Annotated in this window: 13 protein-coding genes; 3 read left to right on the top strand and 10 right to left on the bottom strand. The window is 66.2% G+C overall.

The window, feature by feature from the left end; all coding sequences use genetic code 11:
* Window positions 1–36: 36 nt before the first annotated feature.
* From H7F51_RS01630 to H7F51_RS01620, 3 genes are read left to right on the top strand one after another with little or no spacing between them, the layout of a single operon-like run.
* Window positions 37–1857: a beta-L-arabinofuranosidase domain-containing protein gene (locus H7F51_RS01630; protein WP_185662451.1), complete on the top strand. Its 1821-nt coding sequence runs from the start codon at window positions 37–39 to the stop codon at window positions 1855–1857.
* Complete coding sequence (locus H7F51_RS01625) at window positions 1854–3125, top strand: ribulose-bisphosphate carboxylase large subunit family protein (protein WP_343061165.1); 1272 nt, start codon at window positions 1854–1856, stop codon at window positions 3123–3125. Before H7F51_RS01630 ends, H7F51_RS01625 begins: the two co-directional genes overlap by 4 nt.
* Window positions 3122–4399: a four-carbon acid sugar kinase family protein gene (locus H7F51_RS01620; protein WP_221773942.1), complete on the top strand. Its 1278-nt coding sequence runs from the start codon at window positions 3122–3124 to the stop codon at window positions 4397–4399. The genes H7F51_RS01625 and H7F51_RS01620 overlap by 4 nt, the downstream gene beginning before the upstream one ends.
* Before the next feature lie 10 nt (window positions 4400–4409).
* Here the strand turns inward: H7F51_RS01620 and H7F51_RS01615 are convergent, their stop codons facing one another.
* From H7F51_RS01615 to H7F51_RS01570, 10 genes are all read right to left on the bottom strand, one after another.
* Window positions 4410–6479, bottom strand: a complete 2070-nt coding sequence (locus tag H7F51_RS01615) for a beta-galactosidase (protein ID WP_185662448.1) — start codon at window positions 6477–6479, stop codon at window positions 4410–4412.
* On the bottom strand, window positions 6476–7891 hold the full coding sequence (locus H7F51_RS01610; protein WP_246447578.1) for a glycoside hydrolase family 140 protein: 1416 nt from the start codon (window positions 7889–7891) through the stop codon (window positions 6476–6478). Before H7F51_RS01610 ends, H7F51_RS01615 begins: the two co-directional genes overlap by 4 nt.
* A complete protein-coding gene (locus tag H7F51_RS01605) occupies window positions 7891–9144 on the bottom strand; it encodes an MFS transporter (protein ID WP_185662447.1) in 1254 nt (417 codons plus the stop codon). Before H7F51_RS01605 ends, H7F51_RS01610 begins: the two co-directional genes overlap by 1 nt.
* The gene (locus H7F51_RS01600; protein WP_185662446.1) at window positions 9141–9827 is read right to left on the bottom strand and encodes an aspartate/glutamate racemase family protein; all 687 of its coding nucleotides are present in this window, start codon (window positions 9825–9827) and stop codon (window positions 9141–9143) included. Before H7F51_RS01600 ends, H7F51_RS01605 begins: the two co-directional genes overlap by 4 nt.
* Before the next feature lie 5 nt (window positions 9828–9832).
* A complete protein-coding gene (locus H7F51_RS01595; protein WP_185662445.1) occupies window positions 9833–12928 on the bottom strand; it encodes a family 78 glycoside hydrolase catalytic domain in 3096 nt (1031 codons plus the stop codon).
* Entirely contained in the window at window positions 12925–14304 is a 1380-nt protein-coding gene (locus H7F51_RS01590) for a glycoside hydrolase family 140 protein (RefSeq protein WP_185662444.1), read from the bottom strand. Before H7F51_RS01590 ends, H7F51_RS01595 begins: the two co-directional genes overlap by 4 nt.
* Window positions 14304–15629 (bottom strand): glycolate oxidase subunit GlcF, encoded by a 1326-nt coding sequence (glcF, locus tag H7F51_RS01585; RefSeq protein WP_185662443.1) that lies wholly within the window; start codon window positions 15627–15629, stop codon window positions 14304–14306. The genes H7F51_RS01590 and glcF overlap by 1 nt, the downstream gene beginning before the upstream one ends.
* Window positions 15629–16738: a glycolate oxidase subunit GlcE gene (glcE, locus tag H7F51_RS01580; protein ID WP_185662442.1), complete on the bottom strand. Its 1110-nt coding sequence runs from the start codon at window positions 16736–16738 to the stop codon at window positions 15629–15631. The genes glcF and glcE overlap by 1 nt, the downstream gene beginning before the upstream one ends.
* Window positions 16738–18216 (bottom strand): FAD-linked oxidase C-terminal domain-containing protein, encoded by a 1479-nt coding sequence (locus H7F51_RS01575; protein ID WP_246447577.1) that lies wholly within the window; start codon window positions 18214–18216, stop codon window positions 16738–16740. The genes glcE and H7F51_RS01575 overlap by 1 nt, the downstream gene beginning before the upstream one ends.
* Window positions 18217–18291: 75 nt before the next feature.
* The gene (locus H7F51_RS01570) at window positions 18292–19272 is read right to left on the bottom strand and encodes a TIM barrel protein (RefSeq protein WP_185662440.1); all 981 of its coding nucleotides are present in this window, start codon (window positions 19270–19272) and stop codon (window positions 18292–18294) included.
* Window positions 19273–19284 lie beyond the last annotated feature (12 nt).

The following is a 19284-nucleotide window of genomic DNA, read 5'->3' as shown; positions in this document are numbered from 1 at the left end:
CACCGAAAGCGTGGAACCCAAGACGAGGATCATCGCATGAAAGGCCTGACCGATACGGCATTGTCGCGCCGTTCGCTGATACACTGCAGCATCTGCGCCACCGCCGGCAGCGCCCTGGGCATGCCGGGCCTGGTTCCCGCCGCTCATGCTGCGGCTCTGCCCGGCAAGGAAGTGATGCACGAATTTGCCTACGGCAAGGTCCGTCTCACCGGCGGGCGGCTCAAGGCGCATTACGACCACATCCAGTCGCACTATCTTGCGCTGGATAACGACCGTATCCTCAAGGTCTTCCGCGAAAACGCCGGTCTTCCGGCTCCCGGCCCGAACATGGGCGGCTGGTATGACCGCGACGGGTTCGTACCGGGGCTGACTCTTGGCCAGTATATCTCGGGCCTCGCCCGGTTGGGCGCCACGACCGGGGACAAGATGATACACGCCAAGGTAGCCGCGCTCGTTCGCGGCTTTGGCGAGGCCTTCGTCAAGGCAAGCAACCCCTACGCCGGCCCCAAGGCGCAGGAGCAGTGGGCCGCCTATGTCATGGACAAGTACGTGGTGGGCATGATCGACGCCTATCGTCTGTCAGGCGTGGAGCAGGCGAAGAGCCTGCTGCCGATCATCATCGAGAAGTGCCGCCCCTACATCTCGCCCGTCTCGCGCGACCGGATCGGGAAAGTGAACCCGCCTTACGACGAAACCTATGTCCTGCCGGAAAACCTCTTCCACGTTGCCGACATAACCGGCGATGATCGCTATCGGCAGATGGCCATCCATTACCTGCTCGACAAGGAATGGTTCGATCCGCTGGCGGCCGGGCAGGACGTGCTGCCCGAGAAGCACGCCTACAGCCATACCATCGCGCTCAGTTCCGGCGCACAGGCCTATCTCCACCTGGGCGACGCCAAGTACCGCCGCGCGCTTGAAAACGCCTGGAAGTTCATGGAACCGCAGCGGTTCGCGTCTGGCGGGTGGGGGCCTGAAGAACAGTTCGTGCATCTGCATCAGGGCAAGCTGGCGGCGAGCCTCAAGACATCGAAAGCGCATTTCGAAACGCCGTGCGGTTCTTTCGCAGACCTCAAGCTCGCCCGTTATCTCATCCGCTTCACCGGCGCGCCGCAGTATGGCGACGGACTTGAGCGGACGCTCTACAATACGATGCTGGCGACGCGCCTGCCCGATAGCGACGGCGGCTATCCCTACTACTCGGACTACGGATCGGCGGGTGAAAAGCGCTACTATTTCCAGAAGTGGCCCTGCTGTTCGGGCACGCTGGTCCAGGGCGTGGCCGACTACGTGCTCAACCTGTACTTCCATGACGACGACAACCTGCTGGTCAATCTCTACGCGCCTTCGGAAGTGACGTGGGATCGGCCGGGCGGCGCCGTGGAGGTTGTTCAGGAGACAAGCTACCCCGCCGCGAATTCCGTGAAGCTGCGGGTCCGCAAGGCCGGCAACGGTCGTTTCGCCATGAAATTGCGGATTCCCGCGTGGACAAGAGGCGCCACGTTGAAGGTAAACGGCGCCCCGCACCCGGCCACGCCCGGCCAGCTGGCGGTCATCAGCCGCACCTGGAAGGCCGGCGACGTGATCGACCTTGTCATCCCGCAGCCGCTGCGGACGCTCCCGATCGATGACCAGAACCCGAACCTCGCTGCCGTCATGCGGGGCGCGGTGATGTATGTGGGCATCAATCCCTGGGAGGGGATAGACCAGCAGCCGATCGCCCTGCCGCAGGCTCTGGAGCCGATGCCGGGCCAGCCCGAAGGCTATCGGACCCGCGTGGGAGATCGCGATCTGGCCTTCGTCCCCTATTACGCCGTGGATACCGAGCGATCGGCCACTTACTTCAGGACCGCATGATGGCCGAACCGCGCATCTACGCAACCTACTGGATCGAAACCGCCTTCCCCCTCCAACAGGCGGCGGAGACTATGGCGGGTGAGCAGTCGACCGGCACGTTCGTTCGCGTACCGGGCGAAACAGACGAACTGCGCGAAGCCCACGCCGCGCGGGTGGAGGAAATTGTCGAACTGGGCGAAGTGACGGCGCCTTCGCTGCCCGGCTCAGGCCTGCCCCGGTCCGGCGATGCGACCCGCCGGGCGGCCCGCGTGACGCTTTCCTGGCCAATCTCGAACATGGGGCTGTCGCTGCCGAACGTCCTGGCAGCGATCAACGGCAACCTGAGCGAGCTCAAGGCATTTTCGGGCCTGCGCCTGATCGACGTACGCTTCCCGCCCGAGTTCCTGACCCGTTATCAGGGGCCGCAATTCGGGATCGAGGGCACCCGGCGCCTTGCGGGCGTATTTGACCGCCCCATCATCGGCACCATCATAAAACCGAGCGTCGGGCTCTCGCCAGAGGCCACGGCAGAACAGGTGCGCGGCCTGATCGAGGCCGGGATAGACTTCATCAAGGACGACGAACTTCAGGGCGACGGCCCCCATTGCCCGTTCAATGCCAGGATTTCGGCCGTGATGCGCGTGATCAACGATCATGCCGACCGCACGGGCAAGAAGGTGATGTATGCCGCCAACCTGACCGGCGACATCGACGAGATGTTGGCCCGCCATGATCATGTCGTGGCAGAGGGCGGGACCTGCATCATGGCCAGCATGAACTCCATCGGCTTGCCGGCGATGAAGGTGCTGCGCGCCCATTCGCAGCTGCCTATCCACGGGCACCGCAACGGCTGGGGCATGCTGGGACGCTCACCAGCCATTGGGATGAGCTACATCGCCTTCCAGAAACTCTGGCGGCTTGCCGGGATCGACCACACTCATGTGAACGGGATCGACAACAAGTTCTGCGAATCCGATGACAGCGTGATCGCCTCCGCCCGGGAATGTCTGACGCCAATGTTCCCTGCCCCGCACAAGGATTGCAGGATCATGCCGGTGTTCTCCTCCGGCCAGTCGGCACGGCAAGCCGCGCCGACCTTCGCGGCGCTGGGCAGCATTGACTGCATCTTTGCCGCAGGCGGTGGAATCATGGCTCACCCCGCCGGTCCTGCCGCTGGCGTGCGCGCATTGCGGCAGGCATGGGACGCCGCCGTTGCGGGGATCCCGGCCGCCGAAGCGGCAGGGAAGTCGCCCGAGCTGAAGGCCGCGTTGGAGGCGTTCAGCGGGTGAGCCTGCTCTACGGATATTACGGAGACGATTTCACCGGCTCCACCGACGTACTGGAACAGTTGGCCGAAGGCGGCGTTCCGGCGGTTCTGTTCCTGAGCCAGCCGGATGCGGAGCTTCGCGCCCGCTTCGCCGGGGTGCGCGCGATCGGCATTGCGGGCGACAGCCGCAGCCGTTCGCCCGGCTGGATGGACGCACACCTGCCCGACGCCTATTCCGCTTTGCGCGACGCGGTGACGGTTCACTACAAGACCTGCTCCACCTTTGACTCCAGCCCTCAGATCGGGTCGATCGGCCGCGCGCTGGATCTTGGCAGAGAGGCATTTGGCGGGCGTGCCGCCATCCTGGTGGCCGCGCCGCACCTGCGGCGTTATGTCGTCTTCGGCAACCTGTTCGCAGCGGCTGGCAGCGTCGTTCACCGGATCGATCGCCATCCCACGATGTCGCGGCACCCGGTCACCCCGATGCACGAGGCCGATCTCGTCCGCCATCTTGCCGGCCAGACCGATGCCCGCATTGCCCTGGCCTCCCTGGAGGATATCCGCAGCGGAACGGCGGACACCGCCTTCGACAAGGCCGATACTGATGCCGTTCTGTTTGACGGCATCACCATGGACGATGTCAGCGCAGCCGGGGCCGTCCTGCTCGCGCGGCAGGTCCGCTTTGCCGTCGGCAGCTCCGGGGTCACCCGTGCGCTGGTGCTGGCGTGGCGGCACGCCGGATTGATAGACGCCGCGCCCCCACAGGCCCGCGCCCGAGCGGTCGATAGGCTTCTGGTCGTAAGCGGCAGCTGCTCACCAGTCACCGCCCGCCAGATAGAGCGCAGCGCGGCAGACGGGTTTTCCGCCACGCGCGCCGAGGTTGCGGCTCTTCTCTCGGGTTCCGCGGCCGAAGAGGACCGCCTGGTCGCAGCTGCTCTCGATGCCCTTCAAAGCAAGGGAAAGGCCCTGCTGCACACTGCAGAAGGACCGCTCGGCACCGCAGCCCCTGCGGCGGGAGAGAGGCTGGGTCAGGCGCTCGGCCGGGTTGCCCGCCGACTGGTCCGGCAAGCCGGTCTGAACCGCGTGCTGTTTGCCGGCGGGGACACGTCCAGCCACGGGGTTGCGCAGCTTGGCATTGACGCACTCACCTGGGCGGCGCCGCTGGAGCCGGGTGCCCCGCTGGTCACCGCTCACTCCGCCGATCCCCTGATCGACGGGCTGGAACTCGTCCTCAAAGGGGGCCAGATGGGCGGCGAAGGCTTCTTCGAAGCGGTCCGGCTGGGGACCGCTTCGTAACATCAGCCTGTCATCTCTGAAGCACTGCCACGCCTTCGGCGGGCAGGCTCACCTGCTTCACCTTGCCGCGCCCCAGCAGGTCCGTCATCTGCTCCGGCAGCGCGACCTCGCGGCTCTCCTTCCCGTGGTTCACCAGCACGACGATGCGCTTGCCCGCCCCATCGCGCGTCATCAGTTCAACGCTTTCCGGCACCGCGAAATCCCGCAGCACGCCGGCCGCATCCATAGCGCCACCGATCAAACTGTGCATGACGGCATCATCCACGAGCGCCCCGACATAGGTGATCGTTCCCTTGCCCACCTTGCGCCGGATCACTGCGGGCTTGCCGTCCAGCCAGCCGTTCGCCTTGCCATAACGCAGCACTACCTCGACATCCGGCCCGCCGACAGCGAGCATCTCGGCCCATATCCGCGCCTTGCCCGGGCCGACCTCGATCGGCTCATCTAGGGCATAGAACTGCTCCACCTGCCCCCCCAGCAGTGACGCGAGCGGCCCCGGCTGGCGCACGGGATTCAGGCGATTGAACTCATCCTTCATTCCCGATCGCGGCCCGAGCACCAGGTTGCCGCCGCCTCTGACGTAGGCGTCAAGACGCCGGGCCATGTCGTCGGTGATCACATTGAGGCTGGGCGCCACGACGAGCTTGTAGCCGGCCAGCGGCGCATCTGCCGCCGCCACGATGTCGACAGCCCCCAGGTCCTGCTTCAACGGCCGGTAATAGCCGAGCAAGGCCTCGATCTGGTCATAGTCCTTGTGGTGCAGCTGGAAATCGATCGCCCAGCGGCTGGCATAGTCCTGCAGGATCGCCACCTGCGACGATGGCGAGGTCCCGGCGAGCGCGCCCGAGGCAGCCTTCATTTCCCGGCCGATCTGCTGGATCTCGGCATAGATCGGCAGTGGCTTTCCGTCCGGCCCCACGATGGAGCCGTGCATGGTTTCCTGCCCGTTGAGCGCGTTTCGCCATTGCCAGTACAGTACCGCGTCGGCCCCGTGGCCGACCGCCTGCCAAGCGGCCGCCCGCGTTTCTCCGGGGTAGAGCATATTGCTGACCGGGGCCCAGTTCACGAAACCCGGCTGGGTTTCCATCACCCAGAAGTTCTGCCGCTTCCAGCCGCGAACCAGATCGTGTGACGCACCCATGCGGTCGGGCTTCAGGTGCCCCATGCCCACATATTCGTCCCACGATGCGAGATCGAGATCGCGGTTCATCTCATAACGGTCAAACCGGTTGGCCCAGCCCAGCCCGCCGAAGTTGATGGTGACGAACTGCCGCCCCCCCACCACCGCGCGGATCGCGTCGATCTGGTTACGGTGAAAGGCCCGCCATTCGGCGGTGATGAAGCGCTTCAGCTCCAGCATCCAGCCGGGATTGGCCTTATCGGTGTTGAACGGCACCTGATCCCAGGCAGTATAGGTCTGCGACCAGTATGCCGTGGCCCAGGCATCGTTAAGCCGGTCCAGCGTGCCGTAGCGCGCCTTCAGCCAATCGATCCAGTGCGCCCGCGCCTCGGCGTCATAGCTCTCGTCCGTCGGCTCATTCCCGATTTGCCAGCCGATCACGTTCGGCTCGTCCTTCAGGGCCTGCGCCATGCGGGTCACGATGTCGCGGGCAAGGTCGCGATAGCGGGCCGACGAAATCGAGAACTGCCGGCGCCCGCCGTGCCCCAGCCGCCGCCCGGTTCCGTCGACCTGCAGGGTGTCGGGGTATTTCTGGGTAAGCCACGCCGGCGGCGTGTCGGTCGGCGTACCTACCACCACCTTGATCCCGTGACGCCCGGCCAGCCGGACCGCGCGAACCAGCCAGGCCATGTCATAGTGCCCTTCCTCCGGCTCCAGACGGCTCCACGCATACTCTCCGATGCGCACGACATTCGCGCCGTGGGCCTGCATGAGGCCCAGGTCCTCTTCCCAGGCCGTCTCAGGCCACTGCTCGGGATACCACGCCGAACCCAGCCACACACGCTCATGCGCCACGGCAAGGGCGGGCGGCGCGGCCTTCTGAACGGCCGGATCGGCAGCCAGCACCGCAGACGACGGCACAAGCAACAGGCCGGCAGCCGCGATCAGTTTCGCTTTCATTTCAATCCTCGCGCATCATCCAGCACAAGCGCCCAGTCGTTCCCGGGCGAAGGCCTGCCCGGCGGGGTGAAACGACGAACGCCGCGATTGGCAAAAGTGCCGATGGGGGTGAACCGGCCGGTCCGCGGATCGAACCACGAGGCTCGCACCCGGCCTCCGCTGATCTTGCCCATCTTCACGTGGAAGGGGCGGCCGGTCCAGGTATAGGCAATGGCGTAGCTGCGTCCCCGGCTTGCGGCGACGCGCGCATAACGCGGCCCGCTGTCAGTGATCAGGGACTGGTCCGGTATGCGGTCCAGAAACGGGCGGGACAGGATCAGGTCTTTCAGGTGGTGCATCTGGCGCGCGCCGGGTGCATCCAGCGCCTCCTGCCAGGAAAGCTCGGGCCAGTAGGCATTGGCCTTGGTGCCGCGGACGAAGAACTGCATCACGCTGTTCTCGCCATAGGTGTGGCCGAACGCGCCCGCCATGACCGACCACCATGCATAACGCCGCACATCCGCCGCCGTCCAGCGCGGCTCGGGCGCCCGATCAAGCCCGTGCGGGATGTTCTCGTAGCTCGGCTCACCGTCGATGGTCGGTTTTCGCGGGCGGCGCGACAGATCGTCGGCGGTGTAGACCCAGTTGTCCTCGCCCCTCGCGTGCAGTTGCTGGTCCTGCGCATAGTCCTGATGCCCGGACTGATACATGTTGAAGTCCAGCCAGGCAGCGCGGTGGAACGCCCATGAGGAACTGGCCCTGCCCGCCGGGTGGTAGGTCATCAGGTGGACAGGATCGCTTGCCCGGATCGTCTCGCCGAGCCGGTTCCAGGCAAGCGGAGAAAGCTCGCCATAGCGATCGCCCCCGTTGACCCAGATGAGGTTGGGCTTGTTCCTGTATCGCTCGGCCACGAAGCGGCCGATGATTGGCGCGGTCTCCGGGTTGAACAGCCGGAAATCGGCAAAGTCGCCCCAGACCGGGACCAGCGCGATATAGATGCCGTGCGCTGCCGCCCGGTCAAACACCCAGTCGAGGTGATCCCAGTAATCGTATTCGCCCGGCTTTGCCGGATCATTGCCCGGCGTCACCCGGGGGCGAGCAAGATCGCCGTTCTCCAGCGCAGGCCCGGCCACGGGATTGGCCATGTCCGGCCGGTGGAGCATCATCACCTGAATGACGTTGAAGCCCTGGGCCTCACGCGCGGCAAGATAGCGTTCCGTCTCGTCGCGGTTGAGCTTGGCGAGCAACAGCCAGGCAGTGTCGCCCTGCCAGAAAAACGGCTTTCCGCCCGCCAGAAGGTAGCGGCCGTTGGCCGAAACGGTGAGACGAGGCGTCTCCCGGGCAATTGCGCCGGATGCGGCGAGGATGGAGGCTGCGATAATCACGCCCGCCATGCCGACAAAGGCCGCCAGAGTGGCTGCGACCTTCCTCATCATGGAAGCTCGGCCCTGATCTTGTGATCCAGCCCGCGCGTACAGTCGATCAGGGCGAACAGCACCGCGGCAATCACGACCATCGCGGCCACGCCCTGCAAGGGCAGGTCATAATTGCCCGTCGCCGCCACGACATAGCCGAAGGCCACCGAACAAACGAACCCGCCGATGTTGCCGGCCGTGTTCATGACGCCCGATGCCGTGCCGCCGTATCTTCCGCCGATGGCCATGCACATGGCCCACGCCGCGGGGAGCATCAGATCCATCACCATGAAGGCCATGCCGGCAAGGACGACGACCGCCATCTTGTCCGTTGCAAGACTCATCGCCACAAGCAGGCCGGCAGTGACGATCAGGCAGCAAGAAGCGATCATCCGATAGGCATTGCGGACGCCCATGCGTGCGGCCAACCGGTCACACAGCAGGCCGCCCAACAGATTGCCCACCACCCCCAGCAGGAACGGGACGGAGCCGTAAAGCCCCATCTCGTCCACCGTAAACCCAGCCCCCTTGACCATCCAGGTGGGAAACCAGCCGAAGAAGAACCAACTGCCGAAGGCATAGAACAGATAGGCAAGGGAGATCAGCCACAACTGGGGCAGGCCAAGCAACTGGCGCCACGGCGTGCCGACATGCCCGGCTGTGTCGTCCGCGCCGATCTCGGCCACCTCCTCGGGCGTGATGCCGGGTTGATCGGCGGGCCGATCGCGAAACCAGGTCCACCAGCCGATGCTCCAGGCGAAGCCCGCTGCCCCCAGGATGATGAACACGGCCTGCCAGCCAAGTATCTTGTTGGCAGGGACCAGCAGCAAGGGCGCGAGCCCGCCCCCAAACCGGCTTGCCGCCCAGATCACGCCTTGCCCGCGCGCACGTTCGCGCGCCGGGAGCCAGCGATAAAGCACCCCCGTCATGTTGGGATAGGCGCCTGCTGCCCCCAGCCCGAACAGGAACCGCGCGGCCGCCAACTGCCAGAAATTGCGGCAGGCCGCAGTAAGGGCCGTGAAAAACGACCACCATACCGTGATCCGGGTCAGTTCCTTGCGGACGCCGTGCCGATCACCCATCGCGCCCGAGGGGATCTCGAACACGGCATAGGCGATCACATAGGCGCTGAGCACCCAGCCCCATTGCTGCGGGCTGATCGAAAGGTCTTTCTGGATGGCCGGCCCGGTGACGGCGATGGCCAGCCGGTCGATGAAGGTGATGATCGACAGGAGCGCCAGAAAGCCAAGGACGATGCGCCGCTTGCTCATCGCCCGGCTTCCCGAGCCTTCAGCCCGGCGAGCACCTCGGCCGCCCGCTGCATCCCCAGTTCCGGGCTGGAATAGACGGGCGCCTGCACTGCTCCTTCAGGCAGGCTGGCAACGACGCGCGCCATCGAGGCTTGCGCCAGCACGATGGCATCGACGCCCTCCATGCCCCGGGTCAGCCCTTCCCCCACGATCCGGTCATGAGTCGCCCCGTCGCCTGCCATCACGGCATCGAAGGCGCCTTCACACAGGTGCTCCACGATCTCGATGTCCCGGCCCTGCTCCATGGCGACGCGCCGGATCAGTTCCGCCGTGGGGCCGAGGGTGGTGGGCAGAGTGGCAACGACGCCGATCCGCCGGCCGGTCGCGATCGCCTTGTCGGCCATCGCCCGGTCCACCCGCAGGACCGGCTGATCGTAAAGCTCGGCTGCCATGTCCACGGCCCGGCCGATGGAAGAACAGGTTACCATCGCCACGTCGCAGCCAGCGTCGAAGGCCGATCCGACCAGGCGGATCACCTGCCGCATCGTGGACTTCTGCAAATACCCGGCGGCAATGGTGTTCTTGATCGTGCTCTCGTCAACGAAGTGCAGGAGCTTCACGTCATCCGGCATCACGCGCGCCGCGATCTCGTTGAACACTGCTGCCAGCATCGGCGAGTTATGGATGAGTCCCAGTGTCGGCATGGTTTTCAGTCCTGTCCCGATTTGATGAATTCATGATCGCCCCCGCCCACTTCGGCGCGGTTGCCGACGGCCCTGCCCGCGAGCAGCCACCCGTCACCCGGCAGTTCGACCTCGGCGGTGGTATTGGCGGGAATGGACAGCCGGAACCGGGTCAGGCCGCGTTCGTCGCCGCCGGTTTCGGTGCTGATGGTGCCCACGATTGCTTCGTACCGGGCCGCCACCCGGCCGACCGCCGGATACCACAGTGGGCGCGCCGCAATCCTGCGGAAGCCCGGCTCGGCCGGCGCAATGCCGGCCAGACGGCGGTAGAAAAAGCCCACCACCGCGCCGAAGGCATAGTGGTTGTAGCTGTTCATCGACAGGTCGCCCGTGTCGCCGTTCCAGCGCTCCCACATGGTCGTGGCGCCTTGGCTCGGCATATAGCCCCAGCTGGGATAGCCGGTCTGGAGCAGCAGACCCGACACTTCCTCGTGACGCCCGGCATCGGCCAGCACATCAAGGATGTAGGGCGTTCCGAGGAACCCGGTCGAGAGCTTCATTCCCCGGGCCCGGATGTCCGCTGCAAGGATGCCTGCCGCCGCCGCCCGCAATTCGGATGGCACCAACCCCATGTACAGCGACAGGACCTGACTGGCCTGACTGCCGTTGCCCGCTGTTCCATCAGGCCGCACGAACTCGGCGGCAAAGGCATTGCCGATCCGTTCCCGCAGCGCCGCGTGGCGGGCCGCGTCACCGTCGCGCCCGGTCGCCCTTGCCATTTGCGCCATCAGGTCGGCGCACCAGGCCCAGTATGCAGTGGCGCACAGCGCGCGCGGGGTCGTCTCGTCGTCGGGCTTAATCGCATCTACCGAAAGCCAGTCGCCCAGATCCAGACCGCGTTCGTTGCGCCAGATGCCATCCGGGTTAGCCCGGCCGACATAGGCCATCCACGCTTCCATCGCGGCCCAGTTCTCATCGATCACCGCCGTGTCGCCATAACGCTGCCACAACTGCCACGGCAGGATTATGCCCGCCTCGCTCCACCCGGCCGTGACCACGTCCGGAAAGGACAGCGGCTGCGGCACGACAATGGGATAGCCCCCGTCGGGCCGCTGCGCTGCCCTCGCTTCCAGCAGGAAGCGACGGATGAACGGATCGACTTCCATGTTGAACGCCGCCGCATCCAGGAACACCTGAATATCGCCCATCCACCCCATGCGCTCGTCGCGCTGCGGGCAGTCAGTGGGTACGGAGAAGAAGTTCGATCGCTGGCTCCAGAGCGCATTTTCCCAGATCGTCTGCAACAGCGGCGCATCGGCGAAGGTCATGACCCCGGTTTCCCGGCAGGCGCTGTGAACCACTATGCCTTCGACTGTGTCGGTCGTCGGCACCCCGGGGTAACCGCTGATCTCGACATAGCGGAACCCGTGATAGGTAAAGGTCGGCTCGAAGACTTCCTCCCCTCCGCCGGCAAGGGTGAAGCGGTCGGTTGCCTCCGCCAGCCGCAGGTTGGAAAGGTCGGCCGTGCCATCCGGGTTGAGCAGTTCGGCATAGCGGGCCGTGATCTTGGTCCCTGCCGCCCCGGTCGCGCGGATGCGGGCCCACCCCGGAAAGTTTTGCCCGAAGTCGAATACGAAGCGCCCGGAGACCGGCTCATTGACGCTCACCGCCCGCAAGGTACCGCGCCGCTCCAGCAGGGGCGAGGTTTGCGCCACCAGTCGCGTGCCCGGGTCCGCCCCCACCCGCGCAGAAGCCCATTCCGCCGCATCGAAGCCCGGCCTGTCCCAGCCCGGCATCACGGCACGGGCGTCCCGGATTTCGCCGTCGTAGATCTCGGACTTCGCTATGGCCGACGTGGCTATGCGCCAGTTCGGCCCTGTGGTCACCCAGCAGCTCGTGCCATCGGTATAGTCGATCCGCAGCTGCGCCCGAAACCGCCTCGGCGCAGGACCGAAGCCGTAGCGTTCGATACGCCAGCCAAAGGGGCTGGCATACCAGCCATCCCCCACCAGCGCGCCCAGCACGTTCTCGCCCTGCGCGATCAGCCCGGTCACGCAATAGGTCTGATATTGCACGTGGTCCTTGGCCACGCTGATCTCGGGCGCCAGAATGGCCTCGGCCGCGGGCTGCCCGTTGATCGTGGCCACATAGGAGCCAAGTGCCGTGGCATAGAGCCTCGCCTCCGCCACCTGCTTGTCCACGACGAAGCCTGTGCGCAGCAGCATGGCCGGCTCGCTCGGGCGCGGGTCGCCCTGCGCGTCTGATGTGCTGGCCACCACGGCATCCCAGCTGCTCGCGTCGAATTCCGGGTCGATCCAGCCCTCCGGCGCAGCCGGGCATACCCGAAACGCCCGGCTGACGATCCGCTCCACGCTGCCATCCGCGCGATAGAGCCGGATCAGAGCGGCAAACGCGCCGCCGTCGACGGGAAAGAACCCGACCGTATCCGCCTCGACCAGCGCGCAGACCGAATTGCGGCCCGGGCGCACCTCTCCTGCATAGACAGCCAGCGTGCCCCAGAACGGGAGGTAGGTGTTCCAGTCGAAGGGCCGCTCGAGCGGAGAGGGCGCGCCATTGATCCAGACGCCGCGCAGGTGGTCCTTGCCCGTGATCAGCACTTCGGCGCGCGTGAGGTCCGCAGGCGCATCAAAGTCCAGCCGGAATGCGTGGGGGCGGTTATCCAGCGCCGTCTCGCTCCACACCCAGTCCACGCCCGCGTGGCGCTCGGCGGCGGCAAAGTCGTCCTCCGCCTCGATCCAATCCGCCCGCCAGTCTCCGGCCGAAAGCAGCCCTTGCTCGAACCAGGCGGGATCGGAGCGGACCACTCCGCCCTGGTTGTCGGTCACCTCAACCTGCCACCAGACGCGCTGCATCGATTTCAGTGGCGGCCCACCCCAGGCGATGTCGAAGCTCGCGCTGCCCGCAACCGCGCCGCTGTCCCACAACAGCTCTGCTTCGCCGTTCAGGGCGGCAATGCTGCCGGCCGCGCGCAGGCGGTAGCCGGCTTGCATCACGCCGGACCGGTCTGCCTCGATCCGCCACGAAAGACGCGGCCGTTCCACTTCGGTGCCCAGCAGGTCCACCGTGTTCTCGGCGCGCAGGTCAACGACACGGGTGCTCACTTCGCCCTCACGCCATCCAGAACCAGTACCCAGTCATTGCCCGGCGCGGGATTGCCGGGCGGATCGAACCGCCGCACCCCGCGGTTGGGAAAAGTGCCGATGGGAACGGCCGCGCCGTCTCGAGGGGAATACCACTGCGCCCGCACCTGCCCGCCGCTCACCGCGCCAAGCCGCATGGTGAAGGTTCGCCCGGTATAGGCATAGGCGAACGCATAGGTGCGGCCCCTGCTCGCCAGCACCCGCTCGTAACGCACCCCATTGCCGACGATCAGCGACTGGTCCGGCACCCGCTCCAGCATGGGCCGGGATTCGATCAGGCGGCGGAGGAATTGCATCTGGTTCGCACCCGGCGCCTCGAGCGCCTCGGTCCACGGCGTCACCGGCTCGAAATTGGCCGTGTCCGCGCCGGGCGTGAAGAACTGCATGACGTGGTTCTCGCCGTAGGTGTGCCCAAAGGCCCCTGCCATGACGGCCCACCAGGCGTATCGCCGCGCGTCTGCGGCCTGCCAGCGCGGCTGCGGCGCCGGTTCGTGCAGACCGTGCGGAATGTTTTCATAGCTCGGCTCGCCGTCGATCACCGGCTTGGCGGGGACTCGCACCCAGTCGTCGGCAACGTAACGCCAGTTGTCCTCGCCGTGAGCGCTCGGTCCCTCCTGCGCATATGACCGGTGTCCTGACTGGAACATATTGAAATCAAGCCACGGCGCGGTGTGGAACTGCCACGCGGAGTCCGTCCGGCCAATCGGATGGAACGTCATCAGGTGCCGCGGGTCGGCCTGCTTGATGGCAGCCCCCAGCGCGTCCCACACGATGCTGCGCTGCTCCGACCGGGTATCCCCGCCGTTGAGCCAGATGATGTTGGGCCGCCTGCCATATCGCTCACCCAGAAAACGGCCGTAGGCAGCCGCATTGCGCGGGTTCAGCTTGCCCTCGTCGGCGATGGAACCCCAGCAGGGCACCAGCGCAAGGTAGATTCCCAGTTCTTCCGCGCGCTGCGCCACCCAGTCGAGATGATCCCAATAGTCATATTCGCCTGCACGGGCAGGATCGCTGCCCGGTGTCACCCGGGGGCGGCCCGGGTCGCCATTCTCCAGCGCCGTTCCCGTCGCGGGATTGGCCATGCGTTCGGTATGCAGGACCATCACCTGCACCACGTTGAAGCCCTGCCGCTTGCGGGTAACCAGATAGCGTTCAGCCTCGGCCCGGCTGGTCCGGCTCAGCAGCAGCCAGCCGGTATCGCCCATCCAGAAGAATGGCTTGCCGCCCGCCAGCAAGTAATGACCGCCCGGAGCCACCGATAACGGAGGCGTTTGCGCAGCCGCAGGCAGTGCCCCGCCCAGCAGGGTCGCCGCGAACAGCGCGGTGATCGCTCTCATCAATTCTCTCCCGTGGCCGCCCTGGCAGCCAGTTGTTCCGGCGCCGGGCCGCCCGTGGCCCAGTCCAGCAGTTCAATCGTATGGACGACCGGAACCCCCACGCGCGGGCCGATCTGCATGGCGCAACCGATGTTGCCCGTGGCGATCACGTCTGCCTGCAGCCGTTCCAGCTGAGCCGCCTTGCGCTCCCCAAGCTGGGCCGCGATGTCAGGCTGAAGAATGTTGTATGTTCCCGCCGAACCGCAGCACAAATGGGCCTCGGCCGGAGTGCGCACGACATAGCCGGCACGGGCCAGAAGCCGGCGCGGCGCGTCATCAACCTTCTGCCCATGCTGCAGTGAGCAGGCCGACTGATAGGCGACCGTCAGCCCGCGCCCATCGCCCGGCGGCAGATCCACCTCGGCAAGCAGTTCGCTTATATCCCGCGCAAGAGCGGAAACGCGCGCAGCCTTTTCGGCATAGGCGGGATCGCCCCGCAGCATGAAGCCATAGTCCTTGATCGTCGTGCCGCAGCCGGAAGCGGTAATGACCACGGCATCAAGGCCGCCGGCCTCGATCTCGCGCGTCCAGGCGTCCACGTTCCGGCGCGCGGCGGCCAGCCCGTCTTCCTCGCGTCCCATGTGGTGAACCAGGGCACCACAACATCCTTCGCCCTTGGCAAAAACCACGTCATAGCCGAGGCGGGTCAACAGGCGCACCGTTGCCGCGCGGAACTGCGGTCGCAGGACCGGCTCGGCACAACCTTGCAGCAAGGCAACCCGCCCTCGCTTGCGTGCAGCAGCCGCTGGCGCCCCTCGCGTTGAAACCGGATCGCTTGTTTTGGCCGCCCGGCCGGGAGCCAGCGTCAGCATCGCCGCAAGCGGGCGCAGCGCCGGCACACGCGCCAGGGGGCCGGCAAGCGGGCGGGCCAGCCGCGCCGTGCCCAAGGCCAGCCTGAAGCGCCCCGGATAAGGCAGGATGTGCGCCAGAGCGGCGCGCAGCAGGCGCTCATGCCAAGGCCGCCGGTGCCGCGCCTCGATATATGCCCGGGCGTGATCGACGAGGTGCATGTAGTTCACGCCCGACGGGCAGGTCGTCATGCATGAGAGGCATGACAGGCACCGGTCGACGTGCTTCACCACCTCGGCGCTGGGCGTCCGCTCGTTTTCGAGCATGTCCTTCATCAGGTAAATTCGCCCGCGCGGACTGTCGAGTTCATCGCCCAGCAGGACATAGGTCGGACAGGTTGCAGTGCAGAAGCCGCAATGCACGCACTTGCGGATCACCGCCGCTGCCGCGGCCGTCGCCGGGTCGGCCAGCTGGTCGGAAGAAAACGTCGTCTGCATCAGAAGCGCCCCGTCTCGAACACGCCGGCAGGGTCAAAGGCGCGGCGCACCCGCTCCTCCAGCGCCGCAAGAGGTGCTGGCTGGGGATGCAGGGCAGGAACGGCTGCGCGCATCACTGCGCTGGCGCGCACAAGCATGGCGTGGCCGCCCGCGGCTTCGGCCGCGCTGCGCACCAGCGCCGGATCAGCCTCGGTCGCCAGCCACACCAGCCCCCCTGCCCAGTCGAACAACCAGTCGGAGCCAGGCAACGCATCGACCAGCACCGGGGCCTGCCGCGCAGGGACGATGCAGCGCCAGAGCGGCCGGCTGCGCGGCAGCGTCGTTGCATGGCGAACGGCCTCCCATAACCGCGCCCCGTCTTCCAGCACCTCAAGCGCCGGTATTTCCGCCTTCAGCCGTTCGATCCGGCCCCGCACCGAGGGGGCGAACCCGTCCAGTCGCAGCGCAGTCACCGCGCCGCCGTCCCAGTCCGGCAAATGAGCGGCTGCGGAAACCTCGGCGGCGGTTCCCATGGCGCGCGCCATGGCGCCCTGCGCATGCGCCGCATCCTGCCCTCGCAGGACCACGGTCCCGCTCGTCTCCGGCGCAGGCAGCACCTTCAGAGTGACCTGCGTCAAGGCGGCCAGCCTTCCCCAACTGCCGGTGACGAGCTTGGGCAAGTCATATCCCGTGACGTTCTTGACCACCTTGGCCCCGGCCACGAAAGCTTCTCCTCGCCCGGAAACGGCTGTGAAGCCAAGGACGTGATCCCGCGCGGCGCCCCGGCTCAACCGCGCCGGCCCGGCAACCCCGGCTGCTATAATTCCACCAATCGTCGCCCGCCCCGGTTCGCCGCCCAGCAGATGCGCGTGATCAACCGGATCGAACGCCAGCATCTGCCGCTCTGCGGCCACCAGCGCCTCGACCTCGGCCAGCGGCGTTCCCGCGCCAACGGTCAGCACCAGTTCGGGCGGGTCATAGTCCGCCACTCCGCAAAACCCGCGCATATCCACGACCGCCGCTTCGGTCGAAGATCCGATCGCATCCTTGCTGCCCCCGCCGCGCAGCCGAAGCGGGCCGCCGTCGGCCACGATCTCGCACAGGTCGCCTATGGTCGAAGGGCGCAGCATCAGATGCGCGGCAGTTCGGGATGGGGCAACTGCCCGCCGTGCACATGCATCCGCCCCAGCTCGGCGCACCGGTGAAGCTGCGGGAAAACCTTGCCGGGATTTAGCAGCAGTGACGGATCGAACGCACATTTGACTCGCTGCTGGTGAGCCAGATCGACAGGCGTAAACATGGTCGGCATCAGGTCGCGTTTTTCCACGCCCACGCCATGCTCGCCCGTGAGGACACCTCCCACTTCCACGCACAGCTTCAGGATTTCGGCGCCAAAGGCCTCCGCCTGCTCCAATTCGCCGTCGCGGTTTGCATCGTACAGGATGAGGGGGTGCAGATTTCCGTCGCCTGCGTGGAATACATTGATCACGCCAAGGCCGAACTGTGCGGAAAGCTCTTTCATCCGCCGCAGGACCTCTGGCAAGCGCCGCCGGGGAATCGTGCCATCCATGCAATAATAGTCGGGTGAAATCCTCCCGGCCGCGGGGAAAGCCGCCTTGCGACCGGCCCAAAACACCGCCCGCTCGGCATCGTCGCGGGACGCCCGCACGGATACGGCGCCGTTCGCCCTCGCGATCCGCTCCACTTCGCCGACCAGGTGGACGCACTCCGCCTCAGGGCCGTCCAGCTCGACGATCAGCAGGGCCTCCACGTCCAGCGGGTATCCCGCGCCGACAAAGGCTTCGGCAGCATGAACCGCCTCGCGGTCCATCATTTCCATGCCCGCCGGGATGATGCCTGCGCCAATCACCTCGGCAACGCATTGGCCGGCGCTTTCCACGTTGGAAAACCCGATCAGCAAGGCCTTGGCCGTCTCAGGCTTGGGCAACAGGCGGACCGTCACCTCGGTCACGACACCCAGCAGGCCCTCCGATCCGACCACGACCCCCAGCAGATCCAGCCCCTGCGGCTCCAGCCCCTTGCCGCCCAGCCGCAGGACCTCGCCCTCCATGGTGACGAGTTCCACGCCCAGCACGTTGTTGCTGGTGAGGCCGTATTTGAGGCAATGCACGCCGCCCGAGTTTTCCGCCACATTACCGCCGATGGTGCAGGCGATCTGGCTTGACGGGTCAGGGGCATAGTACAGCCCGGCATCTTCCACGGCCCGCGTGATCGCAAGATTGGTCACGCCCGGCTGGACCACCGCCACTCGCTCGGGATAGTCCACTTCCAGGATGCGGTTGAACCGGGCCATGCCCAGCAGCACCCCATCGACCAGCGGGAGTGCGCCGCCCGAAAGCGACGTCCCCGCGCCGCGCGGAACCACCTTCACGCCGTTCGCCTGGCACCAGGCAAGCACGGCCGCCACCTGCGCCGTCGTTTCGGGCAGGACCACCACCATCGGTCGTTGGCGATAGGCGGTCAGCCCATCACATTCGTAGGGCGCCAGGCAGTCGCCGTCATCTATCACTCCGTCGGGCACGATCCGGCGCAGCGCGGCCACGATCGCGCCGCGCCGGGCCAGTACGCCGGCGTCCGGTTCAGGCATGCACAAGGCCATCAGCCGCGCGCCGCAGCAGCGGCGAGGGCCGGGGCCGGGGCCGGGGCAGGTCCGGACACGGGATCAGTAGGAAGTGAACAGGGCATCGCGTGCAAGCTTGAGCGCGGTGACCGCGTCATGTTCATCCTGCGCCTTTTGCATGGCCTCGAAGTCCAGCTTGTCCAATGCCCGCTCGATCCCCTTCAGGAACCCGATCGCGGAATTGGCCGCACGCACCGAGTCCTCACGGAAAGGAAACTGGTCAAGCTGCCAGACGCCCTCCCACTTGTTCTTGCGCAGCGTGTAGAAGAACTCGAACAGCTCGATCGGATGCACCGACCCGGCAATCAGGTCATCGTCCCAGCTGCGCAGGTTGTCGTTCACGTCCATGCCGAACAGGCGGCCGTGGTCGATGGCCAGCTGCGCCGCGTCGGCGGGGCTTTCGCCGCCATAGAGCGAATGCCCGAAGTCCAGCAGGATGCCGACGTTGGGCACGCCCATCTTTTCGATCCCGAGGAGGGTGCGTGCAACGCTGTCATAGCTCATATGCACCCGCGGTTCACGCGGCTTGTATTCGATGACGAAACGCAGGTCCGGGTTCTGCTCGGCGAGTTCCGCCACCCCCTCGATCGACTGCTGCCAGACCCGGCGGTGATCTACCTGAAACGGATAGTCCCATCCGTCCTGACCGGGCCAGAGCTTGACATAGCTGGCGTTGAAGCGCCGCACTACGTTGGCCGCCTCGTTCACCATCTCATTGGCAAGGCGGCGAATTCCTGGATCGGGGTTGGTAAAGGCCCCCTTGGCGAAGCGCCGCGTATAGATCTCGGGAGTGATCCCGATGACCGTAAGGTTGTTGCGCCGAAGCGCTTCCTCGATCTTCTCCATCGAGGTTTCGCCGCCGGGAAAAGGATAGTTGATATCGACAACCGACAGGTCATCAACCTGCCCGGCAAGGTCGATCATCTCCACCAGCGAGCGTGGTGGACCGTAGCCATCAGTGGCATAACGATCCACGTAGGTGGCGAAATGCCAGATGCCGGCGCCGTACTTCTGATTGCTCACGATCGCTTCCTC

It is taken from the genome of Novosphingobium flavum, from assembly GCF_014230315.1.
Classification (GTDB): Bacteria; Pseudomonadota; Alphaproteobacteria; order Sphingomonadales; family Sphingomonadaceae; genus Novosphingobium; species Novosphingobium flavum.
The sequence above is the reverse complement of the archived record's forward strand: the minus strand, read 5'-3'. Positions and strand labels throughout refer to the sequence as shown.